Origin of the sequence: Ideonella sp. (genome assembly GCF_041914305.1) — a bacterium.
GTDB lineage: Bacteria > Pseudomonadota > Gammaproteobacteria > Burkholderiales > Burkholderiaceae_C > Ideonella.
The window spans coordinates 414,188-437,316 of record NZ_JAYSDQ010000002.1; the positions used below are offsets into that span (position 1 = coordinate 414,188).

23 protein-coding genes and 2 pseudogenes are annotated in these 23,129 nt (G+C 65.9%); 19 read left to right on the plus strand and 6 right to left on the minus strand.

Features of this window, described 5'->3' with window-relative positions; genetic code table 11:
• Position 1 precedes the first annotated feature (1 nt).
• From ACE3SG_RS04630 to ACE3SG_RS04680, 11 genes and pseudogenes are all read left to right on the plus strand, one after another.
• Positions 2-3,094, plus strand: a complete 3,093-nt coding sequence (locus ACE3SG_RS04630; protein WP_058142323.1) for an efflux RND transporter permease subunit — start codon at positions 2-4, stop codon at positions 3,092-3,094.
• A 7-nt stretch (positions 3,095-3,101) separates the two neighbouring features.
• A complete protein-coding gene (locus ACE3SG_RS04635) occupies positions 3,102-3,389 on the plus strand; it encodes a DUF3240 family protein (protein WP_279495201.1) in 288 nt (95 codons plus the stop codon).
• Positions 3,386-4,627 (plus strand): TolC family protein, encoded by a 1,242-nt coding sequence (locus ACE3SG_RS04640; protein WP_058142321.1) that lies wholly within the window; start codon positions 3,386-3,388, stop codon positions 4,625-4,627. Before ACE3SG_RS04635 ends, ACE3SG_RS04640 begins: the two co-directional genes overlap by 4 nt.
• A gap of 193 nt (positions 4,628-4,820) precedes the next feature.
• On the plus strand, positions 4,821-5,717 hold the full coding sequence (locus ACE3SG_RS04645; protein ID WP_374562837.1) for a LysR family transcriptional regulator: 897 nt from the start codon (positions 4,821-4,823) through the stop codon (positions 5,715-5,717).
• Between the two features lie 560 nt (positions 5,718-6,277).
• The gene (locus ACE3SG_RS04650) at positions 6,278-7,036 is read left to right on the plus strand and encodes a hypothetical protein (protein WP_058142319.1); all 759 of its coding nucleotides are present in this window, start codon (positions 6,278-6,280) and stop codon (positions 7,034-7,036) included.
• A gap of 125 nt (positions 7,037-7,161) precedes the next feature.
• A complete protein-coding gene (locus tag ACE3SG_RS04655) occupies positions 7,162-7,380 on the plus strand; it encodes an AlpA family transcriptional regulator (protein WP_058142318.1) in 219 nt (72 codons plus the stop codon).
• Between the two features lie 40 nt (positions 7,381-7,420).
• On the plus strand, positions 7,421-8,299 hold the full coding sequence (locus ACE3SG_RS04660) for a ParA family protein (RefSeq protein WP_058142317.1): 879 nt from the start codon (positions 7,421-7,423) through the stop codon (positions 8,297-8,299).
• Positions 8,283-8,549, plus strand: a complete 267-nt coding sequence (locus tag ACE3SG_RS04665; protein WP_058142316.1) for a hypothetical protein — start codon at positions 8,283-8,285, stop codon at positions 8,547-8,549. Before ACE3SG_RS04660 ends, ACE3SG_RS04665 begins: the two co-directional genes overlap by 17 nt.
• On the plus strand, positions 8,542-10,221 hold the full coding sequence (locus ACE3SG_RS04670; RefSeq protein ID WP_169340773.1) for a ParB family protein: 1,680 nt from the start codon (positions 8,542-8,544) through the stop codon (positions 10,219-10,221). Before ACE3SG_RS04665 ends, ACE3SG_RS04670 begins: the two co-directional genes overlap by 8 nt.
• A 13-nt stretch (positions 10,222-10,234) precedes the next feature.
• Positions 10,235-10,795, plus strand: a complete 561-nt coding sequence (locus ACE3SG_RS04675) for a DUF2857 domain-containing protein (RefSeq protein WP_058142315.1) — start codon at positions 10,235-10,237, stop codon at positions 10,793-10,795.
• Positions 10,796-10,798: 3 nt separating this feature from the next.
• Positions 10,799-11,584, plus strand: a pseudogene (locus tag ACE3SG_RS04680) (STY4528 family pathogenicity island replication protein); the annotation flags it as partial.
• Here the strand turns inward: ACE3SG_RS04680 and ACE3SG_RS04685 are convergent.
• Complete coding sequence (locus ACE3SG_RS04685; RefSeq protein WP_374562838.1) at positions 11,579-12,529, minus strand: IS481 family transposase; 951 nt, start codon at positions 12,527-12,529, stop codon at positions 11,579-11,581. The pseudogene ACE3SG_RS04680 and the gene ACE3SG_RS04685 sit on opposite strands and share 6 nt — an antisense overlap.
• A gap of 99 nt (positions 12,530-12,628) precedes the next feature.
• On the opposite strand from ACE3SG_RS04685, the pseudogene ACE3SG_RS04690 reads away from it, so the two are divergent.
• The 5 genes and pseudogenes from ACE3SG_RS04690 to ACE3SG_RS04710 form a co-directional block, all read left to right on the plus strand.
• Positions 12,629-13,096: pseudogene (locus tag ACE3SG_RS04690) on the plus strand (hypothetical protein); the annotation flags it as partial.
• A 230-nt stretch (positions 13,097-13,326) separates the two neighbouring features.
• On the plus strand, positions 13,327-14,100 hold the full coding sequence (locus tag ACE3SG_RS04695) for a PFL_4669 family integrating conjugative element protein (RefSeq protein ID WP_058142313.1): 774 nt from the start codon (positions 13,327-13,329) through the stop codon (positions 14,098-14,100).
• Positions 14,097-14,648: a DUF3158 family protein gene (locus tag ACE3SG_RS04700; protein WP_058142312.1), complete on the plus strand. Its 552-nt coding sequence runs from the start codon at positions 14,097-14,099 to the stop codon at positions 14,646-14,648. The genes ACE3SG_RS04695 and ACE3SG_RS04700 overlap by 4 nt, the downstream gene beginning before the upstream one ends.
• A complete protein-coding gene (locus tag ACE3SG_RS04705; protein ID WP_058142311.1) occupies positions 14,645-15,028 on the plus strand; it encodes a single-stranded DNA-binding protein in 384 nt (127 codons plus the stop codon). Before ACE3SG_RS04700 ends, ACE3SG_RS04705 begins: the two co-directional genes overlap by 4 nt.
• A 296-nt stretch (positions 15,029-15,324) precedes the next feature.
• The gene (locus ACE3SG_RS04710) at positions 15,325-17,340 is read left to right on the plus strand and encodes a DNA topoisomerase III (RefSeq protein WP_374562860.1); all 2,016 of its coding nucleotides are present in this window, start codon (positions 15,325-15,327) and stop codon (positions 17,338-17,340) included.
• 519 nt (positions 17,341-17,859) lie between these two features.
• On the opposite strand, the gene arsN2 is transcribed toward ACE3SG_RS04710, so the two are convergent.
• The 5 genes from arsN2 to ACE3SG_RS04735 are packed head-to-tail and all read right to left on the minus strand — an operon-like array spanning position 17,860 to position 21,104.
• Entirely contained in the window at positions 17,860-18,690 is an 831-nt protein-coding gene (arsN2, locus tag ACE3SG_RS04715; protein ID WP_082368021.1) for an arsenic resistance N-acetyltransferase ArsN2, read from the minus strand.
• Positions 18,687-19,778, minus strand: a complete 1,092-nt coding sequence (gene arsB, locus ACE3SG_RS04720) for an ACR3 family arsenite efflux transporter (RefSeq protein ID WP_054019017.1) — start codon at positions 19,776-19,778, stop codon at positions 18,687-18,689. Before arsB ends, arsN2 begins: the two co-directional genes overlap by 4 nt.
• A 9-nt stretch (positions 19,779-19,787) precedes the next feature.
• Positions 19,788-20,285: an arsenate reductase ArsC gene (locus ACE3SG_RS04725; RefSeq protein ID WP_054019016.1), complete on the minus strand. Its 498-nt coding sequence runs from the start codon at positions 20,283-20,285 to the stop codon at positions 19,788-19,790.
• A 12-nt stretch (positions 20,286-20,297) separates the two neighbouring features.
• A complete protein-coding gene (locus ACE3SG_RS04730) occupies positions 20,298-20,762 on the minus strand; it encodes an ArsI/CadI family heavy metal resistance metalloenzyme (protein ID WP_054019015.1) in 465 nt (154 codons plus the stop codon).
• A gap of 12 nt (positions 20,763-20,774) precedes the next feature.
• Entirely contained in the window at positions 20,775-21,104 is a 330-nt protein-coding gene (locus ACE3SG_RS04735) for a helix-turn-helix transcriptional regulator (RefSeq protein ID WP_054019014.1), read from the minus strand.
• 349 nt (positions 21,105-21,453) lie between these two features.
• Between ACE3SG_RS04735 and ACE3SG_RS04740 the strand changes: the two genes are divergently transcribed.
• The 3 genes from ACE3SG_RS04740 to ACE3SG_RS04750 all read left to right on the plus strand — a co-directional run bounded on the left by ACE3SG_RS04740 (position 21,454) and on the right by ACE3SG_RS04750 (position 23,075).
• Positions 21,454-21,690 (plus strand): hypothetical protein, encoded by a 237-nt coding sequence (locus ACE3SG_RS04740; protein WP_082368020.1) that lies wholly within the window; start codon positions 21,454-21,456, stop codon positions 21,688-21,690.
• A 25-nt stretch (positions 21,691-21,715) separates the two neighbouring features.
• Positions 21,716-22,108, plus strand: a complete 393-nt coding sequence (locus ACE3SG_RS04745) for a hypothetical protein (RefSeq protein WP_003141051.1) — start codon at positions 21,716-21,718, stop codon at positions 22,106-22,108.
• Positions 22,109-22,358: 250 nt separating this feature from the next.
• On the plus strand, positions 22,359-23,075 hold the full coding sequence (locus ACE3SG_RS04750) for an ABC transporter substrate-binding protein (protein WP_374562840.1): 717 nt from the start codon (positions 22,359-22,361) through the stop codon (positions 23,073-23,075).
• Positions 23,076-23,129 lie beyond the last annotated feature (54 nt).

The following is a 23,129-nucleotide window of genomic DNA, read 5'->3' on the forward strand; positions in this document are numbered from 1 at the left end:
CATGCTGACCCGTCTCGTTCAATTCGCGCTCGCGCAGCGCTTGTTCGTCCTGCTGGCCGGCGCCTTGTTGGCCGGTGCGGGCTGGTATGCCTTCCGCAACCTGCCGATCGATGCGTTTCCCGACGTAGCGAGCACGCAGGTCAAGATCATCATGAAGGCCCCGGGCATGACGCCCGAGGAGATCGAAACTCGCATCGCCGTACCGATCGAAGTCGAGATGCTGGGCATTCCCAACCAGCGCATCCTGCGCTCGATGTCCAAGTACGGCATCGTCGACATCACGGTCGATTTTGAGGACGCCACCGACATCTATTGGGCACGTCAGCAAGTGGCTGAACGGCTGTCCAACATCAGTGCCGATCTGCCTAGCGGCATCAGCGGTGGCATGGCGCCGATCACGACGCCGCTCGGCGAAATGTTCATGTTCACCGTCGAGTCCAAAGAGATGTCGCTGGAGGAGCGACGTAGCTTGCTCGACTGGGTGATCCGGCCCGCCCTGCGTTCGGTGCCGGGCGTGGCGGATGTCAATGCGCTGGGCGGCAAGGTGCGCACGTTCGAGATCGTTCCCGACCCAGTGAAGCTCGCCGCGGTGGGCCTGTCCACCACGCAGTTGCGGAAAGCCATCGAGGAAAACAACCGCAATGACGGCGCTGGCCGTCTGCGTGAAGGCGATGAAGTGCTGCTGGTGCGCAGCGAAGGCAGCATCAGGACCATGGAGGATCTGCGCGCCATCGTCGTCAAGGCCGAGGGCGGCGCGAGCGTGCGCGTTGCCGACGTTGCCCAGGTGCGCGAGGGCTATCTCACGCGCTACGGCGTGGTGACGCAAAGCGGTAAGGGCGAGGCCGTGGAAGGCCTGGTGCTCGGGTTGGCCGGCGCCAATGCACAGAAAGTTGTGCAAGGCGTGACGCAGAAGCTGGAAGAACTCAAGCCCACCTTGCCCAAGGGCGTCGAGATCAAGGTCTTCTACAACCGCGCCAATCTCGTGGAGACGGCCGTGGGCACCGTGTCTAAGGCGCTGCTGGAGGCGACCGTGCTGGTGCTGGTGCTGCTGGGGGCCTTCCTGGGCAACCTGCGGGCCGCGGTGACGGTGGCTGCGGTGCTGCCACTGTCAGCGCTGGCCACCTTCATCCTGATGCGCTGGTATGGCATGTCGGCCAACCTGATGAGCCTGGGTGGTCTGGCTATCGCGCTGGGCATGCTGGTGGACGGTGCGGTGGTGGTGGTCGAAAACATCGTCCAGCACCTGGCCCATGACGGCAAGGACAAGCTACCGCGCCAGCACGTGGTGTTCCGGGCGGTGCGCGAGGTGGCTGCCCCCGTGGCTGCCGGCATTCTGATCATCGCCGTCGTGTTCCTTCCCTTGATGACGCTGCAAGGTCTGGAAGGCAAGTTCTTCGTGCCCGTGGCGATGACGATCGTGTTCGCGCTCGCCAGTTCGCTCATCCTGTCGCTGACCGTCATTCCCGTGCTGTCGTCCTTCCTGTTCAAGAAGGTGCAGCACGACGATCCCTGGCTGCCGCGCCAGGCACTGCGGCTGTATTCGCCGATCCTGGACTTTGCCCTGCGCCGGCAGACGCTGGTCTTCATCGTGGCTGGCGTCATGCTGGCGCTCGCGGTGGGTGTCTACACCCTGGTGGGCAAGACCTTCATGCCGACCATGGACGAAGGCGACATCATCGTCGGCATCGAGAAGCTGCCCTCGGTGAGCCTGGAGCAGACGGCGGAACTCGACCTCAAGATTCATCAGGCGTTGATGAAGGGCGTGCCCGAGATCACCGGCGTCGTCGCGCGAGCCGGCGCCGACGAGATCGGCCTGGACCCCATGAGCCTGAACCAGACCGACACCTTCCTCGTGCTCAAGCCACGCAGCGAATGGCCCGCAGGCGGCAAGCCGGCGCTGGAAGACAAGATTCGCGGCGTGCTCGACCAGTTGCCGGGCGTGGTCTACAGCTTCACGCAGCCGATCGACATGCGCGTGTCCGAGATGATCATCGGCGTGCGCGGCGACGTGGCGATCAAGATCTTCGGGCCGGACTTGAAAACGCTCAATGACCTCGCCGCCCAGGTCGAAAAGCTGGTCAAGGAAGTGCCCGGCAACCAGGACGTCTACACCGTCGAGAACGATGGCGTGCAGTACCTGCGTGTGGTGGTCGATCGGCTGGCCGCAGGACGCTACGGTCTGTCGGTTGAGGAGGTGCAGGACGCCCTGCGTGTGCAGATCGAGGGTATGCGCGCCGGCACGGTGATCGACGGCAACCGGCGCATCCCGATCGTGGTACGCGGGCCGGACGGCGTGAAGGTGTCACCGGCAGAATTCGCGGCGCTCCACATCACCACGCCTGGCGGACAGAGCGTGGCGCTGGATCAGCTTGCCAGGCTGGAGCGCGAAAGCGGCCCAGTGAAGATCGACCGCGAGATGGGCAGCCGCTATGGCGTGGTGATCGCCAACGTCACCGGGCGCGATCTGGTGGGCTTCGTCGAAGAGGCCAAGGCCAAGATCGCGCAGTCGGTGCAGCTACCCACCGGCTACCGCATTGCCTGGGGTGGGCAGTTCGAGAACCAGCAGCGCGCGGCCGCGCGCTTGGCACTGGTGGTGCCGTTGTCGCTGGGCTTCATCTTCGTGATCCTGTTCTCCACCTTTGGCTCGGTGCGCCAAGCCCTGCTGGTGCTGAGCAATGTTCCCTTCGCGCTGGTGGGCGGCATCATGGGGCTGTGGTTGACGGGCGAGTACCTGTCCGTGCCGGCCTCGGTGGGTTTCATTGCCCTGCTGGGCATCGCCGTGCTCAACGGCGTGGTGCTGGTGAGTTACTTCAATCAGTTGCATGCCGAAGGCCTGCCGCTCGTCGAGTGCGTCACCCAGGGCGCGAGAAGGCGCTTGCGGCCGGTGCTGATGACCGCATCGATCACCGCTTTCGGGTTGATACCACTGTTGTTCGCCACCGGCCCAGGCTCGGAAATCCAGCGCCCGTTGGCCATCGTTGTCATCGGCGGACTGATCACGGCCACCGCCCTGACGCTGATCCTACTGCCCATCCTTTACCTGAGATTCGCACACGCCAAGCCGTCGGCGGCCCCGGAGGTGAGTCATGCCTAAGTCCTGCTTGACCTTGATTCTTGATCCGCAGATTGAGGAGAAGCTGCTCGACCTGCTGCTCGAAGTCGCAGGTGATGAACTCTTCGTCAGCACGCCGGCGTTCAGCCACGGCACAACCCACGGGCGGCTGTCGGAAGAGGAAAAAGTGATGGGGCGCAGCCACGCGGTCCGGGTGCAGATCCTGGTCACCGAGGAACGGCAGGAGCAACTCCTGCAACTGCTGCGAGAACGTTTTGCCGGCACCGGATTGCGTTACTGGGCAACACCGTTGTCGATCGATGGAGAGATTGCATGAAGTCTTGGATCATGATGACCTTGGGGTGGGCGCTGGTGCTGCCGCTGCAGGTGGTTGCGCAGCCCGCCACTCCGTCCGACCTACCTCCTGCCGAACTTGCACGTGCGGCCATCGAGCAGGAGCCTTCCGTGGTGAAAGCCCGGTATGCGCTGGAAGCAGCAGGCCATGCGGGGCGCAGGATCGCTGCATCACCCTACGAGTGGTCTGTAGGAGTCGACGGCCAGAGACGCCGCTACGACACAGGTGGCAATTCCAACGAATGGACCGCCAGGATCGAGCGGCCGATCCGAATTGGCGGCAAAGCCGAACTCGACCAAGGCCTGGGCGACGCTACCGAGCGGATAGCTCGTGTCGAGTTGGCGCAAGCGCGGCATGAAGCGGCGCGTGCATTGGCTGACTTGTGGATCGACTGGCTGGCAACTATCCAAGCGCGAGAACTGGCCAAAGAGCAACTCGGCTTCGCCGAATCGAGCGCGTCAGCAGTCGCCGGGCGCCGCAAGGCCGGCGATGCGTCGCTTCTGGATCTCAACGCTGCGCAAGCGGACGCAGCCGAAGCGCGCCGACAGTTCGATGCCGTGCAGGCACAGGAGGCCAAGGCGATCCTTCGCCTGCGCGCACGTTTTCCGTCCCTGGTGATGGAGCCGCGGTCCTTAAGCGAGCCCGTGGAACTAGACATGGAGGAGGTGCAGTGGCGCGAACGGGTCCTGGCCGAGAGCGAAACGCTGCGGATCATGCAGGAATCGCTGAAGCGGGCCGAACTGACGGCCGATCGGGCACGGGCCGATCGGATTCCTGATCCCACGGTTGGCATTTACACGGCCTCGGAGGCTCGTCGCAGTGAACGCATCGTCGGTGTCAGCGTGAGCATCCCGCTCGGAGGGACCTATCGCAGGGAGACCATGCAAGAGGCGCTCAAGCAGGTAGACGTGACGCGGGCTGAACTGGAGCGCCAGCGCAAGGAAGTCGACCTGGCGATTGCGGAAACCATCAACGATGCCCGCACTGCACTGCGGCGATGGAGGTTGGCCGAGCAGTCCGCACAGATGGCCCGCGAGAACGCCAGGCTCGGCCAGCGTGGCTATGCCCTCGGCGAGGGGGATCTGCAATCGCTGCTGCTGCTACGTCGGCAATCCGTTGATGCTGTCGGCGCATCGCTTTCATCCCGCATCGAAGCGTTGAAGGCGCGCAATCGACTGCTGGTCGATGCCCATTTGATTTGGGGGTTAGCCGATGAGTAAGGCTGCGCCGCTGCGCCGCGTGCCATCTTGAACGATCAAGCTGCTTTAAGTGGCTTGAAGTGGACCTGCCGGGAATTCAATCCCGGCCCTGAAACCGGAAGCGTGAAATGCAAGGTGGAACCGTAAGACCGTTCAGGAGCGCATTCATGTTGGTCCTTCGTGCTGCAAGCAGCGGCCTCATGACGGAGAGAACATGGACCTGCGTCACATCCGGGCCTTCATTGCAGTGGCCGAGGAGTTGCACTTCGGCCGCGCGGCGAAGCGCCTGCATATCGAGCAATCACCCCTATCCCGCACGATCCGCAAGCTGGAGGCCGACTTGGGAGTGACCCTGCTCCAGCGCACGCCGCGCGGTGCCAGCCTAACCTGGGCCGGGCGCGCCTTTCTGCAGGATGCCCGCCGCGTCATACTGGCCGTCGAGCACGCCGAAGCCAGAGCACGCGCGGCGGCCGAGGGGTATCAGGACACGCTGCGCATTGCGCTGGCGGGCGGCATCGGACGGGTTCGACTGTCGACGTTGCTCGCACTGTGCCGACAGGAAGCTCCGCAAGTGAACATCCGGCTGTCAGAGGTGCCACTCGCTCAATTGGTGCATGGACTGAGCACGGACCTGTTCGATGCCGGCCTTGCGATGATCGATGACGTGGACGCTGGGATTGTTGCGGCACCGTTGTGGGAAGACCCGTTGGTGGTCGCTCTTCCTGCGCGACATCCGCTACTGGTCTTCAAGGAGGTGCCCCTGGAAGAAGTGGTGAGCTATCCGCTGGTGCTGTGCGATCCACAGGTTTGCGAAGGCTGCAGCCGACAGCGCGAACGGCTGTTCCGATCAGTCGAGGCTCGGCCGATAGTGGCTGAATATGTCACTACTCATGGCCTGATGTTGGCGCTGGTGGCCGCGGGCTACGGAATCGGCTTTTCGAGCGCTGCACACGTTGCTGATTGCCAGCATGCCGACGTGGTGGCTCGACCGCTGGCCGATCGGGTGGCATCTCTGACCACCTATCTGCTGCGGCTAGAAGGAGAGATGAGGGACGCACTGAGGCAATTCATCGACCGTGCTCAGCGTGCGGCGCCACCGTCAGGCGCCTGATAGACGGTCGGTTTAATGACCGCCTATCGGAGGGCGTGATTCTTTCGGTCTTACGTCTGACCCAAATTGCATCGCGGCAAGCGGCTGCGCACCTGCTCTTTGTGAACAGCCAAATATGCCAATCTGTTGCTGATGCGTGACTCACCATTCGCTGCCAGAAAAATCAGTGAGGTGACACGGAAGGCATGTGCACCTGCCGGCTGCAAATCGGCTCGGAGCAGTGACACATTGGCTCTTTACCCCTCGATGACTTCGGGCAAAAACTTTGTCGAAGGTTTCCGGGTAGAGCGCAGGCCACTCGTGCTCTGTTGATGCATGGAGGCGCACGACCTTTCAGGCTGTTTCTCCAGGTAACGGAGTATTTCCACGGGGCATTATGGCGGAGGACTACGGCGCGTCGCAAGGTGTGATCGACCAATTTTGATCGGCTGTATCACCGACGGGCAACATCCTCTCCAACGATGAAGGCCCCGCGCTTCATCCGGATTTCTTGGGCGATCGCCGCACCCATGGGGGCGCGCGTCTGCCGGAGTTCAATCCGACGATGGGAAGCGCGCGATATGCCGAAATCGAGCTGCCTTGCATTTGGCACCAAGACGTATTACCGACCGATCGAGGTGGCGATCCGTTGGGCGGGCCTCTTGCGTTTTGAGTTGCGGATCCTGGAAGCGCTAGGCTCGCGCGCTATTCCCGATATGAGCGACTTCCCGCGCTGGCCGATGCTGCGGCTGTTCGCGGAGCGCATCTTCGATGCGCTGGCGCACGATGAACTGCCCTTCGGCAAGGCTGGCATCGCACATGAATCGCAGCGACTGGCACTCGATGACCCTGACTTGATCGTGCGTCACGTCGATCTGAGGGCATGGATGTCGTACTACTACCCCGGCGAGCGGCCGCAGTTCCTGTTCGACGAGATCGAGCGCGAGCTGCATCCGGCGGTGAACCTGGCAACGCTGAACGTGCTGCTGGCCGATCGCGAAGCGTCCAAAGTGCAGCTCGCAGAACTCGTACAACTGCATGCGGCATTGCGGGCTCAGTATGAAGCGTTGGCGAAGGAGCACGCCGTCCGCATAGCCGAGAGCGGCGGCGAACGTGAGCTTGGACTGCGCAGCGAATCAACATATCTGAACATCATCGGCGGTCTGCTGACTTTGCTGTTAGGCAAGTCACCCGCGGGCAAGTCCTATTCATCCTTCCAGAACATGGACGCCGTGGTCAGTGCGTTGTTGGCCCACCATGAAGGACGGCCCGGCATCAGCGAGCGCACGCTGTGGAGCAAGCTCGCCCAGGCTCGCCGCCACTTGGAGGCATCGCGCTAACCCCACAGCGCACTTACTGCAATTGCAGTGGCGAGTTCTGCTGTTGCAGTGAATTCCGCGGCTGCGGCGTATGGAATGCAAGGCATTTTCTGAACAGCGCCATCGAGCGTCTAGGAGTGCCTACCATGTCTTCGCAGACCACCGCGCCGGCCTTGGCGCCTGAACACCGCATCATGCGCCGCGCCGAAGTCGAGGCCAAGACCGGATTCAAGCGCGCCCACATCTACAGCCTGATGAAGGAAGGCAAATTCCCCAAGGCCATGCGCCTGGGTGTGCGCGCGGTCGGCTGGGATTCTGTGGAAATCGAACAGTGGATCGCTGACCGCCGCAACGATCGCGCCTGACGCGGCTTCTCCCCTCATGCCATTGAACAAGGAGAAGCCCATGCAGGTGGTTTCGATCATTTCGACCAAGGGTGGCGTGGGCAAGACCACGACGGCCGCCAATCTAGGCGGCTTCGCCGCCGACGCCGGGCTGCGCGTGCTGCTGCTAGACCTAGACGTGCAGCCCACACTGTCGAGCTACTTCACACTGGCCGTTCGTGCACCCGCCGGCATCTACGAGATGCTGACGGTCAACGAGCACCGCGCCGAGCAACTGGTGTCCCATACCGCCATTGCGCGCCTGCATCTGGTGCTCTCCAATGACGACCGCGGCGAGCTGAACACGCTGCTGCTGCATGCGCCCGATGGCCGCTTGCGATTGCGCCATCTGCTGCCTGCGCTGGCGCCGAGCTACGACCTGGTGCTGATCGACACGCAGGGCGCGCGCAGTGTGCTCCTGGAGATGGCAGTGCTGGCCTCGGATATGGCGCTGTCGCCGGTCACGCCGGAAATCCTCGCAGCGCGCGAACTGCGCCGCGGCACCTTGCAGCTCATCGAGGACATCGCGCCGTACCGGCACCTCGGTATCGAGCCACCGCCATTGAATCTGCTCATCAACCGCGTGCATCCGGTGTCGTCGAACGCGCGGCTGATTCAACAGGCGCTGCGGCAGGTGTTCCAGGGCCAGGCCGGCGTGCGCGTCCTCGACACCGACGTGCCGGCGATTGAAGCCTATCCACGCGCCGCGACCAGAGGCTTGCCGGTGCATCGAGTGGAGTACCGACAGCCCACGGGCCGTAACGCCCCTGCGGCGCTGGCCACTATGCGCGCGCTGGCCGGCGAACTGTTCCCGCAGTGGCAGGACCGCTTCGCCCAAGTCAGCGGTCGCGCCGACGCGGCAGGCACAGCAGGGAGCGCGGGCGATGGCGAACGCGCATGAACTGGCGAGAGGCCGCAAACGCCTGCGCGCCCTCATCGAGTTCGCGCTAGGTGAAGGCTGGCACGTGGTGCGCACGCCCGGCGGACACCTCAAGTTCACGAAGTCGGGCTGCGCTTCGATCTACACCAGGTCAACCGCGAGCGATCACCGAGCCGGCCTCAACGCGCGCGCGCAGCTTCGACGCGCCGACCGGCAAGCTCGGGACGGCATTGCCGACGAGCCGATGCCTGGGGAGGACGGCCGTGGCTGACCTGACCCAGCAAGACATGGCCGCCAAACTGCTGGCCTCCGGCTTCGAGCGCACCAGCCCAACGGCTGCGGCCCTGACCGATCCCATCGCCGACACGCCGATGGTCGTGACGCTGGACCAGTTGCGCCCGTATGACCACGACCCGCGCGTGACGCGCAACCCAGCCTACGAGGACATCAAAGCTTCGATCCGCGAGCGCGGATTGGACGCACCGCCCGCGATCACACGCCGGCCCGGTGAGCCGCACTACATCATCCGCAACGGCGGTAATACCCGCCTGGCGATCCTGCGTGAGCTGTGGAGCGAAACCAAGGACGAACGCTTCTTCCGCATCCCCTGCCTGTTCCGCCCGTGGCCGCAGCGCGGCGAGGTGGTGATGCTCACCGGCCACCTGGCCGAGAACGAGCTGCGCGGCGGGCTGAGCTTCATCGAGCGGGCCTTGGGCGTGGAGAAGGCGCGCGAGTTCTACGAGCAGGAGAACGGCCAGGCGCTGTCGCAGAGCGAGCTGGCGCGACGCCTCACGGCCGATGGGTTTCCGCTGCCGCAGTCGCACATCAGCCGCATGCAGGACGCCGTGCACTACCTGCTGCCGGCGATCCCGAACCTGCTGTACGGCGGGCTCGGCCGCCACCAGGTCGAACGGCTCGCGGTGCTGCGCAAGGCCTGCGAGCGCACCTGGGAGCGGCGTGCGCTGAGCCGCAACCTGTCGGTGGACTTCGCCACGCTGTTCCAGGACGTGCTCGCGCAGTTCGACACGCAGCCCGACAACTTCTCGCCGCAGCGGGTGCAGGACGAGCTGGTCGGCCAGATGGCCGAGCTGCTGGAAGCGGACTACGACACGCTGGCTCTGGAGATCGACGACACGGAGAGCCGACAGCGTGCGCTGACCAGCGACCCGGCACCGCCAGCGGCGAGACCTGCACCATCAGCCGCATCGGCCGCACCTGCGCCCGAGCCGCAGCGGTCTTCGTCGCCGCCATCGTCGCCGGCTACCCCTTCGGTGCAGGCGTCGGAGTCCGGTTCGTCCGCGCCGACGGGCGCAGGCGCGACTGCATCGAGGGTTGACGCCGAAGGCGATCAGCGGGACGGCTGCCAGCGCGGTGAACGCCTACAGGGCCACATCGTGTCGCCGGCGCCGACCACCGAGCGCCTGCAATCCATCCAGCGCATGGTCGCCGACCAGATGGGCGACAAGCTGCCCGACTTCGAGGCCGACGCGCTGCGCGCCATTCCCGTGCAGGCGGGCGGGCTCTACCCCATCTCGGATGTCTGGTACATCGAGCCCGGCCTGGACGTACCGGATCGGCTGCGCGTACACATCGCGCAGTTCGCGCGCGAGGTCGCCGAGGAAGCCGGCGTGGCCGATCAGGTCGAGCCTAGCGACGGCGGCATCGGCTTCGCCTGCGTCGCGCCGCCGGCCGCGCGCGCCATGCCGCCATTCGCTCGCGCGGTGCTGACGCTGCTGCAGGCGCTGTGCGCCGCGCGTGCCGCAGCCGGGCTCGATCGCGCCCGGCTAGCCGATGACCTGGCGCCCTTGCTGTATGGCGGCGGTGCCTACCCGCGCCTGAGCGATGCCGGGCTGGTCAAACTGTTCCGGCTGCTGCGCCTGGCGCGTCGGCTTCTGGATCTGGAGACCGGCGCGGCCTCCAGCGACCCCGGCCGCGGCGCCTGAGCGGAGACCACGCATGTCCGCACCGCACCCGCTCAACCAGGCCGTGATCGCGCAGGCGCTGCACGACCTGCGCAACGGGCAACTGCGACGCTGCAAGGCCATGGGCTTCGGCGAGGAAGAACTGGATGCGCTCAAGCATCCCGAACTCGTGAGCATGCTGGTCAATGCCACCGTCTCGTGGTGCTCGGTGTCGGTCAACCGCGAGGTGCTCAAGCGATTGCTGAGCCAGGTGCACGACGTGGAGCGCGAGATCGCCACGGTCGACCGCATGCTGCGCCTGGGTGCCAGCACGGAGATGGTCAGCCGCTTCTACGGCCTGACGCACCAGGAGGTCGCCCTTCGCCGCGACATCCTCGGCCTGCCCAAGCGCAAGGGACGGCATCCGGTGCTGGACGAGGCGCAGGACACGGCCCTATGGAAGCGATGGAAGGCCGGCGTCACGGAGCGCAGCATCGCGCTGGACGACGAGATGGCGATGCTGGCGCTGACCATGGACCTGGCCGAGACCTTGACCTTGCCGATGTCGGTGATCTGGTCGGCGATACGCAACTGGATCGACCAGGGGCTGGTGTAGGCCATGGCGACCGGCGGCGCACCCCGGCGCGATGGCCCCGTGGCGCTGTCGGCGCTGTTCGACGAAGCGCTGCGGGAGCTGGTGCCACCGGCACCACCACCCCCACGCGGCACTGCCCCTACGTCGCCGGCCGCGCCGATCAGTGATGGCTTCCTCTACAGCGGCAACCGGCACGAGAGCGTGCCGCGCGCGCTGTTCCTCGACCGGCGCCTGACGCCGCTGGAGCGCAATGCCTGGCAGGTGTTCCGCCTGCAGCTTCAAAGCGATGGCGTGACGGCGTTCCCCACCTACGACCAGCTCCGGCCCTACCTTGCCTCGATGCCCTGCGCGGCGCAGGCCTCGCATGAGACCGTGGCGCGCGCCTTGACGCTGCTGCGGTTGACACGCTGGCTGAGCCTGGTGCGACGGCGCCGCGACCCGAAGACCGGGCGCATCCTCGGCAACCTCTACGTGCTGCACGACGAACCGCTGACGCCCTTCGAGGCGATGCAGCTCGACCCCGACTACCTGGGCCTGGTCAGCCAGGCGCTGACCCATGCCGCGAAGGCAGTGCAGATCGTCGGCATGAACACCCTGCGCGAGATCGCCGAAGACCCGATGCTCAATGGCCGCACGCTGCCCACACGCCTACAGGTGCTGACACAGCGCATGGCCCGCAACGAATGGGCCGATACGAGTTATCCACAAGAGCCTGTGGATCACGAATCCGAAGAAGGCCAGGCCGTCCTACTTCGGAATCTAAATGGCCCCTCTTCGGAATCCGAAGCAGGGCTGAAACCCGCGCTAGATGTGAACCGTCAAGAGGTTGTATCGGAGCCCCGGTAGGCGGGAGGCTGGTGCGACGCGGCCGATGCCGTGGTGAGGGCGGTGCCAGTTGTAGTGGTGCTGCCAGCTGTTCAGCGCTTGGCGGCGCTCGGCGCTGTTCTGGTAGGTCCAGCCGTAGGCCCACTCGCGCAGCGCCGATTGGATGAAGCGCTCGGCCTTGCCGTTGGTCTGCGGCCTGTACGCACGGGTGAACTTGTGCGTGATGCCGAGTTGCTCGCAGGCAGTCTTGAACGGCTTGGAGCGGAACGCCGAGCCGTTGTCGGTCAGCAGCCGCTTGATGGTCACACCCAGGCGGTTGTAGTAGGCCACCGCATCGCGCAGGAACTGCACGGCGCTGGGGGTGCGCTCGTCGGGATGCATGGCGGTGTAGGCCACGCGCGCATGGTCATCGACCGCCACGAACAAGAACTCCCAGCCTGCGCCGTCGACGCTGTCGCGGCGGTTGCCGGTCACACGGTGGCTGGGCCGCTCGATCCGCCCGAGCTTCTTGGTGTCGATGTGCAGCAGGTCGCCGGCTTCCTCATGCTCGTAGCGCTGCACAGGCTCGCGCGGCTGCAGATCCGACAGCTTGGACAGACCTGCACGCCTGAGCACGCGGCTGACCGTGGCCTCCGAGACGCCCACGCTGCGTGCGATCCCCGCTTGCAGCATGCGGCGCTGGCGCAGCTCGACGATGAGCAGCGCCTTGCCCGGCTCGATGCTCCTGGGCGAGCGCATCGGGCGCGAGGAGGCATCGGCCAGGCCGACCTCGCCCTGCGCCAGGTAGCGCCCCAGCCACTTCCTGGCCGTCGCAGGCGTCACACCTTGCTGGAGTCCAGCCTCGGTGGCGCTCAGGCCCTGCTCGGTCATCTGCGTGACCATCTCGAGGCGGCGCGCGTACGTCAATCGGGCATGCTTGTGGGTGTTCATCCGGTTGGCTTCCTTGAGGATTGGGTGTTTGGCGACTTCCAGTCTCTCAAACCCAATCCGGATGAACACCGGATACAACCTATTGAAGCTTCACAGCTAGACGGCTCACTTCGGAATCCGAAGGAGGACCGTACTGTACGTATGGATCGTATAAATCAAGTAGGTACAGTACCGCGCGCGAAGGCGCTGCAGCACGTGCGCCTACCCGAGCGCCTGCTGCGCTTGAAGGACGAGCAGCAGAGCGGCGCGCTGGTGGCCTTGCAGCAGGTGGACGAGTTACTGCGGCAGGCGGTGCTGGACGAATGGGATGCCCGCTGCCGCAACAGCGCAGTGCGCAACCCGGCTGGCTACCTGTTCGGCATCATCCAGAAGGCAATCCGCGGCGAGTTCAAGGCCTGGGCCGGCGAAGGCGGCTCGCCAGGGTCGCCGCCTTTGCCGTCGTCGCCGCCGCCACGTCCAGCCGCACCCGCACCCTCTGCACCTCCACAGCCTGCTCCAAACGGCCCTGGCCGCGAGGCGGCGCGAGCCTACCTGGCGAAGCTGCGTTCGGCGCTCGGCGATTCCTGAGCAGCTATCCCCAGGGGATGGCTGGGACATCAAGCCTTCCGGCGGACGGCCGCTGGTTTGTCGCGCATCACGTCGTCGCGACCAGGTGCAGACCTATCCCCAGGGGATAGATGGAACACGCGGCCTTCCCAAGACGACAACCGGGGACGCACCGGCTGCGGTTTGTTGACTGACGCCCTTCCGGGCGATGCAGATGCTGGCGGCTCGTTCCCTTACAGCGAGTCGTCACCATGGCCAACGAATCCCAGCAGCCCCTGCAGTTGAATCTCGGATCGCTGCGCAGCGCGATGTCGCTGACGCTGCACACCCACCACGCTTCACGCATCTGGCATGGGCGAGCGCCCGCCGAGGGGCGCCCCGGGATCATCGGCCTCAACGGCTACATCAGCGTGATGAACAAGATGAAGCGCGGCGCCGAGCAGGACGATCCCTACTCGGATTTATGGATGCTGCGCGTCGAGGACAAGCTGACGCAGACCAAGGCGAGCTTGCAGGCGTTGCGCGAGCAGGTGGATCAGGCGCTGGCCGACGTGCCGCCCGCGCTGTCCCTGGGCGAGAACATGAACGTGCAGCCGGTGAAGCTGCCGCTGTTCGTCAATGCGCAGCTCGGCTTCATGGCGGTGTACCTGCTGGCCGATTACGACGACCTGGCGCGCAAGCTGATCCTCGCGCACCACACCGCACTGATCGACCGCAGCACGCTGGAACGCTGGCTCAACGACGGCGCGCATGCGCTGCGCAGCCTGTTCTCGCTGGCACAGCAGTACCGCTACTCCGGCGCGACGCGCGACGACTTCGCCTCGAAGAACGCGGTGGCGCGGGCGGCGTTAGAGAAGTTCGGCGAGCTGCCGCAGGACGTGCTCGAAGGCACACGCCGTTCGCGCTTTGCGCCACCGATCGCGCGGCGGGCGGGCAAGCCTGGTGCAGCCGCTGATGCCGCCCCCGTGGCTGGCGCAGTCGACGTGACGGACAACGACCAGGACGGTGAAGGCACGAAGGCATGACCGCATCGTCTTCCACCGGCCAACCGGCGCGCTTCCTGCCGCTGGAGCAGGCAGACTTCCAGCGCCTGGAACACGCGGGCTACCTAAAAGGCCTTTTACAGCCTTTTAAAGGTAAGGGAAGTCTGGAGGCCTGGGCCAACCAGTGCACGGCGCTGCGCGACGGCTTGATCGGCCTGGCGCATCGGCGCGTGCTGCAACAGGCGCGGGCCTATCCCTTCTCGCTGCTCGACGTGCAACTGGCCCAGCAGACCACTGGCGCAGGCACGACCTTCCTGCGCTGGCGCAACCACGACCGTTCCTCCATGGGCGTGGCGCTGTGGGAATCGCTGCTCGACCGCCCGGCGACGCCGGCCTCGCTGATCGACGACCTGTACGCGATGGAGCTGCAGCGCATCGCGCTGAATATGCAGATCAGCCTCCTTCACACGCTGGGCCGTCAGGCCCAGGAGTGCGCCAGCAAGGCCGCGCAGGCCGAAGCGGCTTACCTGCGGCGTGTCCACGGGCATGCCGCGTCCGTTCCATCCACCAACCCCAAGGAGTCACCATGAGCACGCACTTCGTCGGCGAGGGCAACATCGGTTCTGCGCCGGACTACCGCGAATTCCCCAACGGCAACGACGAGCCGCGCCGGCTGCTGCGCCTGAACGTCTATTTCGACAACCCGATCCCGAAGAAGGACGGCGAGTACGAGGACCGCGGCGGCTTCTGGGCGCCGGTGGAACTGTGGCACCGCGACGCCGACCACTGGAAAGACCTGTACCAGAAAGGCATGCGCGTGCTGGTGGAAGGCCGCACGGTGAAGGACGAGTGGGAAGACGCTGACGACAACGAGCGCACGACGTTCAAGATCGAGGCCCGGCGCGTGGGCATCCTGCCGTACCGCATCGAGGCCGTGACGCTCAGCGCCAAGCCGGCCGGCGGGCAGTAGCTCGCCCATTGCCCGGCACCGCGCCGCCCGAGGGCGGCTGTAGCAACCGTCACACGCCCGCCATGCACCAGCTATCCCCAGGGGATAGCTCCATGGTGTTCCACCGAGTTCCAGCCGCCCTCCCGAAACGACGCTCCCGCTGCGCCAGCCGTTGCGGTCAACTCGTACTGCTGCGGCAACGCATCGCCCGCCGATCACAAAGCGGTGTCTGCGCCAATCGGCTTCCTTGCTGCCGTCGTCCGCTGGCCCGGCCAAGCTGGGGCCATCCGATCAACCGCACTTTTCGAGGAGGCTTCATGCGCGTGTACTTGTGCGAGAAGCCGTCCCAGGGCAAGGACATCGCCCGTGTGCTGGGCGCCGGCCAACGGGGCAAGGGCTACTACAGCGGTGCGGGTGTCATCGTGACCTGGTGCATCGGTCATCTTGTCGAGGCGGTTCCGCCCGAAGGCTACGGCGAGCAGTACAAGCGCTGGGCCATCGAGCAACTGCCCATTCTTCCCCAGCGCTGGCGTGTTGAGCCCAAGGCGGCGACCGCGGCGCAGTTCAAGGTCGTACAACAGCTCGTCGCCAAGGCTGGCGAGCTGGTGATCGCCACCGACGCCGACCGCGAGGGCGAAATGATCGCCCGCGAAATCATCGAGCTTTGCAGCTATCGCGGCCCGATCCAGCGGCTGTGGCTGTCGGCGCTCAACGATGCGTCCATTCGCAAGGCGCTGGGCGCGCTCAAGCCATCCGCCGAGACGCTGCCGCTGTACTTCTCCGCGCTCGCCCGATCGCGTGCCGACTGGCTGATCGGGATGAACCTTAGCCGCCTGTTCACGCTGCTCGGGCGCCAGGCCGGCTACAACGGCGTGCTGTCGGTCGGCCGCGTGCAGACGCCGACGCTCAAGCTGGTCGTGGACCGTGATCGCGAGATCGCACGGTTCGTCTCGGTGCCGTTCTGGGCCATCGAGGTTGCGCTTTCGCATGCAGGCCAGTCCTTCGTCGCAAGCTGGACGCCGCCGCAAGGCAGCGCCGACGATGCGGGCCGCTGCCTGCAACAGCCGGTGGCGCAGCAGGCCGCCGAGCGCTTGCGCACGGCCGGCTCCGCCCAGGTGCTGTCGGTAGAAACCGAGCGCGTTCGCGAAGGGCCGCCACTGCCGTTCGACCTGGGCACGCTGCAGGAGGTGTGCTCCAAGCAGTTGGGCCTCGACGTGCAGGAGACGCTGGACATTGCCCAGGCGCTGTACGAGATGCACAAGGCGACAACGTACCCGCGCTCCGATTCGGGCTACCTGCCCGAGAGCATGCTGGCCGAGGTGCCGACCGTACTCGACAGCCTGGTCAAGACCGACCCCAGCCTGCGGCCACTGATCGAGCGCCTGGATCGCCAACAGCGTTCGCGTGCATGGAACGACGGCAAGGTGTCGGCTCACCACGGCATCATCCCGACGCTGGAGCCCGCCAACCTGTCGGCCATGAACGAGAAGGAACTGGCCGTCTACCGGCTGATCCGCGCCCATTACCTCGCGCAGTTCCTCCCGCACCATGAGTTCGATCGGACGGTGGCGCAGTTCTCGTGCGGCAGTCAGTCGCTGGTGGCCGTGGGCAAGCAGATCGCCGTCACCGGCTGGCGTGAGGTGCTGGCGACGCTGGGGCCGGACGATGCCGATGGCGAGGATGCGCAGCGCAGCCAGGTGCTGCCCGCCCTGCATGCGGGCCTGTCCTGCCCGGTCGGGAAGGTGGATCTCAAGGCGTTGAAGACGCTGCCGCCCAAGCCCTACACGCAGGGCGAGCTGATCAAGGCCATGAAGACCGTCGCCAAGTTCGTGACCGACCCGCGGCTGAAACAGAAGCTGCGAGATACCACCGGCATCGGCACCGAGGCGACACGCGCCAACATCATCAACGGTCTGATCGGTCGCGGCTACCTGGTCAAGAAAGGCCGCGCCGTCCGCGCTTCCGACGCGGCATTCACGCTTATCGACGCGGTGCCCTCGGCCATCGCCGACCCCGGCACCACGGCGGTGTGGGAGCAGGCGCTCGACATGATCGAGGCAGGCCAGATGGCGCTGGACACCTTCATCGAGAAGCAGTCCGTGTGGGTCGGCCAGCTCGTGCAGCAGTACCGCGGCGCAACGCTCTCGCTCAAGCTGCCGCCGGCGCCGGCCTGCCCGCAGTGCGGCGCACCGATGCAGCAGCGCACGGTCAAGAGCGGCGCGTTCTGGTCCTGCTCGCGCTACCCGGACTGCAAGGGCACGTTGCCGATCGAGTCCCCGACGGGCCGGCGCAGCGCACCGCGCAAGCGGCGCGCTGCCTCCAAGGCGCCCTGATCCTCGCTTCCCCCTGCCGCGCCGGCCACTTCACTGGCGGCGAGGCAAACGTCCCGCGCCGCGCGGGGCTCCAAAGCGCGCGTCTCCTTCTGCAACGGTGTGCGCGCCCCGTCTGCCCGCCATCGGGCGACGGGGCGAGAAGGTCATTGCTCCACGAATCGCGCCCGCCGCCATTCCCTTGATCGGTGTGCCTTGCCTCGGTCATGAGGGGCTTCCTGACGCCTTGCCGCCGCGCGAGCCGTGAGGAGGCCCCTTGGGCCGAGGGTATTCCGTGCCGGTGCCCGCCGGCGAAACATCGGGCTCCCTTTGTGTGTGGATGCACGCCAGAGGTTTCCGGCCCCAGCCACGAAACGGGCCGGGTGCGATTGCTGACGCAGCGAACGGCTTTGACGACGGCCTGCGCTGACGCAGCCCACAGGTGGTTTTCCTTCCTCTCCAGCCGAAGGCCCGCGTGGCCTTCGGCGATTAGTCCTTTCACTGATGCACCTCTGTGTCCCGGGATGCCCTTGCGAGGGCACATCACAGTGACATTCGACGTCCAAGCAGCACGGCGCTCGAAGGACACAGGCTTGCGGCCTGCCGTGTGGCAAGGATGGCCGCCGGTGCGGCGCTGCGCTCGATTGGCTTGAAGCCCGCGCGCTCGAAGAACGGCGCAGCCGTCGTGGTCAGCAACCAGGCGTCGCGCCCGCCCTCGTCGAAGGCACGGCGCAGCAGCAGTGCGAGCATTCCGCCGCCGATGCCGCGATGGCGTGCGTGTGGCAGCACCACCAGGGAGCGCACGAGCACATCCCGGCCCATGCGCTCGAAGCCGCCGTAGCCCACGCGCTCGCCGGACACCGTGGCATAGGCGAAGAAACTGCGCGCTGGTTCGGCCAGGTCGTCCGTGGGAAGCACGGCCTCTTGCAAAGCCAGGGCGAGGTCCGGGTCGCTGCCGGCGATCGGCGTATCCACCAGCAGCGGCGTGCCATCCTCCTTGCGCATCTCGCCCGCCGGTCGTTGCGGCAGCAGTTCGATCACCATGTCCGAGGGGCGGCACAGGCGCACGCCCGAACGCGACACCACGATGGGCCGATTGATGAGGATCGGGTACGCCAGCATCTGTTCGATCAACTGGTCGTCGCTCCAATGCGCGGCATCGAGGCCCAGTTCTTTGTAGGGCGTGCCCTTGATGCGCAACACATCCCGCACGCCCATGCCCATCCGCGCGATCAGCGCCTTCAAGGTCTCGCGGTCAGGCGGCGTCTTCAGGTACTCGATGACGATGGGCTCGATGCCGCTGGCGCGGATCAGCGCCAGCGTATTGCGCGACGTGCCGCAGTCCGGGTTGTGGTAGACCGTGACGGTACTCATGCCGGATGCGTCGCTGCGTTGCGCGGGGCCTGTTCGTACCAAGCGCGGGAACGGTTGACCACGCGCACCACCAGCAGCATCACCGGCACTTCGATCAGCACGCCGACCACGGTGGCGAGGGCCGCGCCGGACTGGAAGCCGAATAGGCTGATGGCCGCCGCCACGGCCAGCTCGAAGAAGTTGCTCGCGCCGATCAGCGCCGAGGGACAGGCGATGCTGTGCTTCTCGCCCACCCTGCGGTTGAGCCAGTAGGCCAGGCCGGAGTTGAAGAACACCTGGATCAGGATCGGCACCGCCAGCATGGCGATGACCAGCGGCTGCTGCAGGATGGCCTGGCCCTGGAAGGCGAACAGCAGCACCAGCGTCAGCAGCAGCGCTGCGATTGAGAGCGGGCCGAGGCGTTCCAGCGTGCGGTCGAACGCGGCCTGGCCGCGACGTAGCAGCGTGCGGCGCCACACCTGCGCGAGGACGACGGGGATGATGATGTAGAGCACCACCGAGGTCAGCAGTGTGTCCCACGGCACGGTGATCGCCGACAGGCCCAGCAGCAGCCCGACGATGGGCGCGAAGGCGAACACCATGATGGTGTCGTTCAGCGCCACCTGCGACAGAGTGAACACCGGGTCGCCGCCGGTCAGTCGGCTCCACACGAACACCATCGCTGTGCATGGTGCGGCGGCCAGCAGGATCAGCCCGGCGACGTAGCTGTCGAGCTGGTCGGCCGGCAGCCAGTCGGCGAAGACGTGGCGGATGAACAGCCAGGCCAGCAGCGCCATCGAGAACGGCTTGACCGCCCAATTGACGAACAGCGTCACGCCGATGCCGCGCCAGTGCTGGCGGACCTGGCCGAGCGCGCCGAAGTCCACCTTGAGCAGCATCGGGATCACCATGATCCAGATCAGCAGGCCGACCGGCAGGTTGACCTGGGCCACTTCCATACGGCCGACGGCCTGGAATGCCCCGGGCGCGAACTGGCCCAGGGCGATGCCGGCGACGATGCACAGCAGTACCCACACCGTCAGGTAGCGCTCGAAGATGCTCATCGAGAACGATGGCGTGGCGGCGACGGCCTCGGTCTGTACGGTCATCGTGCTACCTCACTGCTTGCCGATGACGCGCAGCTCATGCTGCAGCGACATGGCATCGAGCCGTTGGAGCGGCAGCGACAGGAACAGCTCGATGCGACGCTTGAGCGTCAACGCGGCGTCCATGAACGCCTTGCGCTGCTGTTCCTCTGTGCCTTCGACGGCGGCGGGGTCGGGAACGCCCCAGTGTGCCGACATCGGGCGCCCCGGCCACACCGGGCAGACCTCGCCGGCTGCGTTGTCGCAGACGGTGAAGATGAAGTCGAACACCGGCGCTTCGGGCACTACGAACTCGTCCCAACTCTTGCTGCGGTAGCCGGTCGTCGGCAGGCGCAGCCGCTCCAGTGTGGCGAGCGCCTGCGGATGCACCTCGCCCTTGGGATGGCTGCCCGCGGAGTAGGCGCGGAAGCGCCCTTGGCCCAGCGAATTCAGGATGCCCTCGGCGAGGATCGACCGGGCCGAATTGCCCGTGCAGATGAACAGCGCGTTGTAGGTGGTCTCTGTCGTCATGCTCGCCTCGCCTCAGCAACAGGAACTGGCCCGCTTCGGTGCGGTGTGGCCATTGCTGGGTGCGCAGCATGCCGCGGCCGCGCCCGGAACGGCCGGGGCCGCTTCGTTGAACACGGGGATGTTGCCCAGCGTGTGGAAATACTCCCAGGCCACGCCCTGAGGGTCGGTGACCCAGTGCTTCTCACTGCGCGCATAGCAGCAGGTCGTGGTGCCTTCGTCGAGCAGCGCCATGTCGGCAGCCTGCGCGCGGGCCTTCAGGGCGGAGAGTTCGTCGGCGTCATCGGTCTGGATGCCCAGGTGGTCGATGCCCGGCTTGCTGCCGCGCGTGGAGATGGCGAAGTTGACCGGCGGGTCTTCGAGCATCCACTTCGCGTAGTCGGCCTCGATGCGAGCCGGCTGCGCGGCGAACAGTTGGGAATAGAAGCCGATGCTGCGGTTCAAGTCATCGACGTGCAGGTGGACGTGGAAGCGTTTCATGGGAGTTTCCTTTCAGCAGGAGGTGCAAGCACTTGGAGAGTCGTTGGCCTCGCACACGTCGCCCTGGCAGCAGTGGTCGGTCAGGTAGCCAAGCAGCCCGTTCATGTGGGCGAAGTCGGCGCGGTAGATCAGGTTGCGGCCCTGTTGCTCGATGGTGACGAGGCCGGCATGGGCCAGCTCCTTCAGATGGAAGGACAGGGTGTTGCGGGCCACGTCGAGTTGGTCGGCCAGGACGCTGGGCGTGAGCCCTTCGGGGCCGGCGACGACCAGGGCGCGGAACACGCGAAGGCGCTGGGTGTGGGCCAGGGCGCCCAGGGCGGACACGGCTTGGGTCTCGTTCATGGTTCAATAATACAACATCTATTGAATCATTTTGCAAGCGCATCGCAATAGAGGACCGGGCGCGCCCGACCCCAATCGGGGACGCTACTGCGCCCGATTGCTGCGTGACGCGGCTATCTGATAGTCCGAAGCTCACCCTCATGCGTTGCTGACAGTCGTCAGCGGCATGCCCTGGCAGTCCCGGTCTTCAAGACTGCAACGCGGTTCGCCGCGTTGACCGATCCAGTCCGCTTCGCATCGCCCACCGCGGACGCTCGCCGGCCTGGCGACGATGCACTTTTCTCAACCACCCGAGGGGAACTCCATCCCCTGCGGGATGCGTGCTCCCCGACCCACCAAGGAGCACGGCATGTCTGAACCTTCCGCATCTTCCTCTGCAACCGCAGTACGCAGTGGTGCGCTGGCGCTGGCCTGGACCGGCAAGCGTTTGCCGCTACGGGTGCTGCGCAGCGCGGCCGGCCACTACATCGGCACGCAAGACGACGAAGGCCCGGTATCGCGGGAGTCCGTCGAGTATTTCCCGACCCACCTCGCAGCACAGCGCGCCCTGGATACCCATGCCTGGATACAGCGCGCTCACCCCTGATTCCCACCCTTCAAGGAGTTCTCTCATGAATCTGTCTTTACCCGAAGACGTGCTCGATCAGATGGCGCTGGAACAGGCGCACTTCGACGCTGCACCGCAGGCCTTCTTCGAGGCCTGGAAGCGCGGCGCGCAGATCGCCGGCCACGAGTGGTTCGGCGACGGCACACGCGAAGGTCTGCAGCGTGCCACCACCAAGTGGGACCTGCGGCCCAACATGCTGATGCTCAACGACGCCCTGGGTGTGCTGAGCAGCGGTCAACGCATGTTCCTGTCCGCGATGGTGAGCTTCTACAACTCCCGCGAGGGCGGCGCGATGCTCAAGCGTTGCGGCTTCGAGGGGCTGTCCGACTTCGGCGGCCTCGATCTGGAACGGCGCCAGGTCATCGCCGACCTCACGCTGCACTACAACGGCTGGTGAGCCGCGCCTGGCAACCCACCGTCCTTTCATCCCACCCCACGAGGGACATGCGTCCCCGTTCGGGGCCATGTCCCTCCTTCTTTTCGCAGGAGCGGCCATGTCCCGAATCACCATCTTCCACTGACTTGCACCGCCCGCCACCAGGGCGGCCCGACGCCGCGGCCGGCTGACCGGTTGCCACTTCATCCACTCGCTGGGGTTCAATCCCCGGCAGGGGATTGCCTCGGCCATCCTCTGCTGGAGGAATCCCATGTCTCATTCCAAAAACCCCTTCGTCCGCGGCTACGATGGCCTGTCCGTGCAGCGGCTGCTGGCGATTTCCTACGACGACGACTGCCCGCTGAGCTATCTGCCGCTGCACGTCTCGCAGTCGCACCTGCCGGACAGCCAAGTCGAGCGCCATGCCTGCGTCTTCTGCGACGACTTCGCGCTGATCACCGAGGGCCAGAACGTGCCGCCCGAGCTGGACGCGCAGTGCCCCAGCCACGGTATCGCCCGAAACCTCGTCTACGCCGTCATGGCCGAAGAAGCCGGCCAGCCGCTGCACGTCGGCGATACCTACTCCGAGGAAGCCGCGCGCGAGGTGGTACGCCGCCTGCGCTTCGAGACCGGGTTCTACAGCCGTGCTTGGGAAATCAGTTCGGCGCATATCACCGAGGAGGCCGGCCGCTTCCTCGCCGAACTGGCGGACATCGCCACGCCGAGCGGTTTTTTGTTCGTGGCCTTCCGCATTCCCTACAGCCCGGCGGTCGGCATGAAGCTGATCGCCACGCCCTGGACGGATGCGAACCTGCAGCATGTCGAGGGCATCACCGCCGAAGAGCTTCGGCAGGAGCACCGGGCCAAGGGCATGCCGGAGTCCCTCGTGGAAGTGTTGCACCTGGCTGCGCTCGCCGACGTTCGCATGTTGGTGTTCGATGCCGACGCGCCCGTGCTGGACGGGCTGACGCTCTACGACGACGAGTAACCCGCAACCCATTCGAGCCCCCACGTCGGGGCTCTTCTTTTTCGCGGAACGCGG